Annotated in this window: 5 protein-coding genes; 4 read left to right on the top strand and 1 reads right to left on the bottom strand. The window is 41.2% G+C overall.

The window, feature by feature from the left end:
- The first annotated feature begins 217 nt into the window (after window positions 1-217).
- A complete protein-coding gene (locus ACUVXA_RS16390) occupies window positions 218-508 on the top strand; it encodes a hypothetical protein (protein ID WP_445872361.1) in 291 nt (96 codons plus the stop codon).
- Between the two features lie 70 nt (window positions 509-578).
- Here the strand turns inward: ACUVXA_RS16390 and ACUVXA_RS16385 are convergent, their stop codons facing one another.
- On the bottom strand, window positions 579-1,664 hold the full coding sequence (locus ACUVXA_RS16385) for a lipoate--protein ligase family protein (RefSeq protein ID WP_445872360.1): 1,086 nt from the start codon (window positions 1,662-1,664) through the stop codon (window positions 579-581).
- 342 nt (window positions 1,665-2,006) lie between these two features.
- On the opposite strand from ACUVXA_RS16385, the gene ACUVXA_RS16380 reads away from it, so the two are divergent.
- From ACUVXA_RS16380 to ACUVXA_RS16370, 3 genes are read left to right on the top strand one after another with little or no spacing between them, the layout of a single operon-like run.
- Window positions 2,007-3,455, top strand: a complete 1,449-nt coding sequence (locus ACUVXA_RS16380; RefSeq protein ID WP_445872359.1) for a hypothetical protein — start codon at window positions 2,007-2,009, stop codon at window positions 3,453-3,455.
- A gap of 38 nt (window positions 3,456-3,493) precedes the next feature.
- Complete coding sequence (locus ACUVXA_RS16375) at window positions 3,494-3,841, top strand: double zinc ribbon domain-containing protein (RefSeq protein ID WP_445872358.1); 348 nt, start codon at window positions 3,494-3,496, stop codon at window positions 3,839-3,841.
- Entirely contained in the window at window positions 3,838-4,551 is a 714-nt protein-coding gene (locus ACUVXA_RS16370) for a zinc ribbon domain-containing protein (protein WP_445872357.1), read from the top strand. The genes ACUVXA_RS16375 and ACUVXA_RS16370 overlap by 4 nt, the downstream gene beginning before the upstream one ends.
- Window positions 4,552-4,882: the final 331 nt, after the last annotated feature.

Below are 4,882 nucleotides of genomic sequence, written 5' to 3'. Positions count from 1 at the left end.
AAAGTCCAAGAATGGTATTATTTATCATTAAATCTTTCTACTGTTGTGAACCCTAAGGGACCGCCAGAAAAAATACTATTACCAAAAACTACAAGAAAAATATCCAGAACTAATCCCGAAATACAACCAGATATGTAGCGAGCATGAATATCACGCAAATGAAGAATACAATGAAAAATTGAATAGCATTATTCTACAGGCATGCCGAGAGTATGAAATGCCTCTAAGAATCCCCCATCAGCTTTTCCATGGAAAAATCGAGATCAAAGACGAGATATCACACGTACTCCAACAAATAGGATATCTACTAGACATGATAGGAAAAAGAGGAAGCGCATACCGAAAAGCAGCTAACCAAATCTTCAAGACCACAGACGATATTACCAAACTTACAAAGGAAGGAAGAATCACTGAAATATCTGGAGTGGGTGAAAAAATCGGAAAAATTATAGAAGAAATAATTGAGAATGGAAAAAGCGAATATTACCTTAAATTGATTAACCTCTGAAATGAGTCTCTTTAAAATAAAAAAGATTAAAAAATCCAAAAAAAGGAAGAAGAAAAATTTTTTAGGCGATTTATGCTTTTCCCGTAGTCATATTTATAGCGGTTGCGATGTCTTCTGCATCAACCATGGGAATCTGCCAATTTGGCTTGGCGTAAGTTTCCTTAATCTTGTTAACTAGAGCATTCTTATCCGTAGCCTTTACTCCCACAAGCGATTTCTCCATCTCTCCCAAGTACGGCAACGGGGAACAGTAGAAGTCTCCTGAAATCATAACATCTTTTATCACGTCGTTTTTATCACTTAAAACATGAGCCACTATGAGTTTTCGAGCCTTATTCCTAGCCATGCTCAGTTTTTGATCAGCTGGAATTTTTGCAAATCTTCTGGCACTTGATACTCTGAAGTTGTGTTCCTCGGATAGCGCCACTGCTCGGTTTCCATCATATGCCTTCTTCTCCTCTGGCAGCATCTCTCCCTCAACCAGTTTAATCTCCAGCATGTCCTCGAAAGCCTCTACCACAGCATCCCTGAACTCTTCCCTTGAGGGTAACTTGCCGGTTTCAGCTTCAACGCTGGCAATGTATTTTTTCACATCACTGACCTTCTTGTCCTTCCACTTCTCCGGAGGAATCTTAGCAACCTGCAAAAATTTCGCTACGTCTGGAGGCCCCAGACTAAAAATGGTGTTCTGAACCATTATGTTTCCAATATTCGCAAAACCGAAACCAGTAATCTTTTCAAAACCCACCTTAATATCTCCGATGTGATCGTAGTAGGCTCGTTTTGCTCCTACTCTCCAGTAGGCTTGTGCCAGTGCTCCGCCTATTTGGCAGAATGCTTTGTCCATGTTTGGGTATCTGTCTGCGTTGAAGGTCATGAGCATTGCCATTGATCCTTTGGGGTCTATTAGTATTGTTCCTCCGCCTACTCCTAGTCTGCGTACGATTTCCACATCTAGGTCTTCTGCCTTGGCTACGTCGACCTCGGTGTCTATGTCTTGGAAGAATCCCAGGCTAACGCCTAGTTTTTTGAATCCTCCAATAAATATGGTGTTTGGTGCTCCCACCATTTTTCCAGTTATCAAAGCAGCTGGCCACGCTACCGTGTCAGCCATATCTCCTTCTGGATTATAAATTAGTCTCCATTCTTCAACCAAAACTCTTACCTCCCAAAAATGTTCATGTACTCGTTGAAGTATTTTTTGTATATTTGATGTTATTAAATTATTTAAGCATTTGGATGAAATTAGGTTCTAAAAAGTTTTACGCAACTTTTTATGATAAATAAATTAGTACATGATTTGCGATTTGCATTTAGTTAATGGAAAGTTGGAGGTGGAATTTTGTTTTTAACCAAGTATGAGATAAGGATGCTTAATGGAGAGCTGGGCTCTGTTGTCTAAGGAGCTATGTAGCACTTATTTAAGTATGGCGGTGCTCTATTTTTCGATAATATTTATTAGATTATTCTGTAGAGATACTAGGAAAGGTGTGGCTATATGATGAGTTGTTCTTCAAGCTATTCTCTGGTGGATCCAAGTGGCAAAGAATTGAGCGGTGGAGAGTGTGAAGCCAAGCTTGAGGAAGAAAGTCTTTCCATTCTACCTGAATCTGGTGAGGCATTGTTTATCTCATTTCGAGACCTTCTTGAGATTTCGGCGGGAGATTATAAGATTAGTCTTTCACTAAGCTCAAACGAGAAACTTAACCTTTTTAATCTTGGCTACCATTATGAAGATTTCTTGAGAATTTTAAACGAACAGCGTAATAATCTCATACTAAAAGATATGCTGGTTACTGAAAAGCTAGCAATGAAGTCCGACGTAGAAGCGAATTTCACTTACACCGATGAAAGTAATCAAAAGAAGCAGGAAGGAAATTGTATTCTTCGCTTGTACGAAACATCTTTTGTGGTGATGCCTGAGAAGGCAGAGATTATGAGGATTCCCATCAGTGATATTTCGGGATTCTCAAAGAAGGATTATACGCTGGTTATTAATACGGAACTCGGAGAAAGACTAGTTTTCTCGATGATGGGGGCACAATTGGATCCCTTTACAAAAGCGTTATCCGACGCGGACAATAAGCTCCAGCTCAAAGTGCAGTCTCTGCTTAAAGAGATTCTGCCAGAAATGGATTCAGCAACTATTAAAAAAGTAGCCAAATTCATGAAGGAAGGAAAATTAGCAAAAAGAAGCGATATAGAGTCAGTTTCCCCAAAACTGTGGACAGCAATGGAAAAGAGGTTAAGCACCATAGGTATAAAAGAAGAATACGACTTTCTAAAATCAATGTCACAACAAGAGAAGATTTGCATCGGTATAAAACGCGGACTTATGGGCGAATTGACAGGCGATTACTTCTGGTTTTTTGTTCCCATTTACAGCACAGACCCAAAAAAGCCAGGTAATGCGGTAGCCATGGAGGCTTCCTCTAGCAAGACACCATCTGGTGAGGAACCTTCTAGTGAGGAAACCTCCGCTGAGGATACTTCGAGTGAGAACACTTCAAATGAGGGTTCATCTGGTGATGATGCTTCTAGCGGGGAGACATCTGGTGAGGGTGTTGGAAGGGCGACCTACTTCTTCAGAATAGTGAGCCGAAATGATTATCCTAAATTTAAGAACCTAGAAGACTTGCACAAAGAATTTGATGAACTTACCAAAAGAATGAGCAGGTGCATGATCGATATAAACTTCAGGCGAGAGCCAATATATTTGCCAGATGAACGATTGGACGAGCCGAGATATTTAAAGTACAAATTTGCGTTAGTGAGGTCATCCTCACTTCAAATTCTTCGCAGCCTTTTCATAGGTAGAGTGATTCACAGTTCGCCTGAACAGTGGAAAAAAGATGTCACAGATTTATTGAAGTTCAATGTGAGCACACGAGATGACTCCGCCAGATGGACGAAGGGAGTGGACGAAAGTGAAAGCGAGAAAGAATAAATATAAACAATTCGTATAAGAAAAAAGGAGGTTAAATCATGTTAGGATATAAACATCCATGTACTTACTGCGGCAAATTAATTCCCCGAGAATCCAATGTTTGCCCATTTTGCGGGAGATCGGAACCTTTAGGTCCATTAAGATGCCCCAAATGTCGCAGCCCAATCGAGGCAGGTTGGAAAAAATGTAGCGTCTGTGGATTACCCTTAGAACTCACTTGCCCGAACTGCGGCAAAATAACCCCCCTTGCAGAATACTGTGCGAATTGTAACTTTCGCTTAGTGGTTACTTGTCCAAAGTGTAAAACGGAACAACCGCCAATCGGTGAGAAATGTTTAAATTGTGGCAAACCACTACCAAAGATTAAGAAAGGAGGTAAGAGATGATGGTAAAAATGCAACCATTCACAAGAAACATGGAAGACAACAGCACTGAAGCGGGTTTCCAGTTTACGTTCTTCTGCGATATCTGTCAGGCTGGCTACAAATCCGAATTTATACCCTCTAAAACTTACAAGAAAGGATCGGTGTTACGCGGCCTTGGAAAAGCTGCGAGTGTAGCAGGAAGTATCGGTGCACGTGTAGCTGATTTAAAAGGTTTATCTGATGTAGCGAGAGCGGCTGAAACTTTAGAAGATGCATCTTACCGAACTCCGGACGTAATTTCCGAGCGATTCGAGGGCATGTCTCCTGCGTGGCAAAAAGAACATCAAGCGGCCTTCGCAGCGGCAGTAAACGAGGCTAAGGGTCAATTCCAACGCTGCCCGAAATGTAGACTATGGGTCTGTGAAAACGATTGGAACGAAGAGGAAGGGCTCTGTGTTGAGGATGCGCCACGTGTAAGCACTGAGGTAGCGGCTGCAAAGGCACAAAGGGCTAAGGAGCAGATATGGGAAAAGGCTAAGCAAGCCGAGGTTTTCACTGGTAAAATTGAGAGTAAACAAACCATTTGTCCTGAATGCGGCAAGCCGGCTGGGGCAGGTAAGTTCTGCAACAATTGTGGTGCACCCCTTGCAATGAAAAAATGTCCGAAGTGTGGAGCATCAAACCCAGCAGGTACCCGATTCTGCGGCGAGTGCGGAACTAAACTCAAATAACACTCATTTATTAACATGTGGTCTGGAAACAAAGACCCTTACGTCGTCCAGCACATTATCAGTAATAACCAGCACCTTCTTTTTATGAAAATACCTTCTTCTATTTTTTCCTTAATGATTTTTATGAGGATGGTACTTTAAAGGATTTTTTCTTATCATGGAAGAAGAGGTTATCTCCGAGCCGGCATGAAGGCAGAGATGTACTTATTTAACCTAGTTGATTACTAAAGTGTTTTGATGGTTTTTTTGTCTAGGTTCTCTTTTTCAATTGTACTAGTTATTTGCTATGAAAAAGCTTTTCGCTTCAGTCCGAGAGGGGGCTGACCAGATA

The organism is Candidatus Jordarchaeum sp. (assembly GCF_052745115.1).
Note: the sequence above shows the minus strand (reverse complement) of the source record. Positions and strands in the feature narration are given on the sequence as shown.

Excerpts from the sequence above, each read along its gene's own strand:
- ACUVXA_RS16390 (WP_445872361.1), top strand. The coding sequence starts at position 218 with ATGCCTCTAAGAATCCCCCATCAGCTTTTCCATGGAAAAATCGAGATC.
- ACUVXA_RS16380 (WP_445872359.1), top strand. The coding sequence starts at position 2,007 with ATGATGAGTTGTTCTTCAAGCTATTCTCTGGTGGATCCAAGTGGCAAA.
- ACUVXA_RS16375 (WP_445872358.1), top strand. The coding sequence starts at position 3,494 with ATGTTAGGATATAAACATCCATGTACTTACTGCGGCAAATTAATTCCC.
- ACUVXA_RS16370 (WP_445872357.1), top strand. The coding sequence starts at position 3,838 with ATGATGGTAAAAATGCAACCATTCACAAGAAACATGGAAGACAACAGC.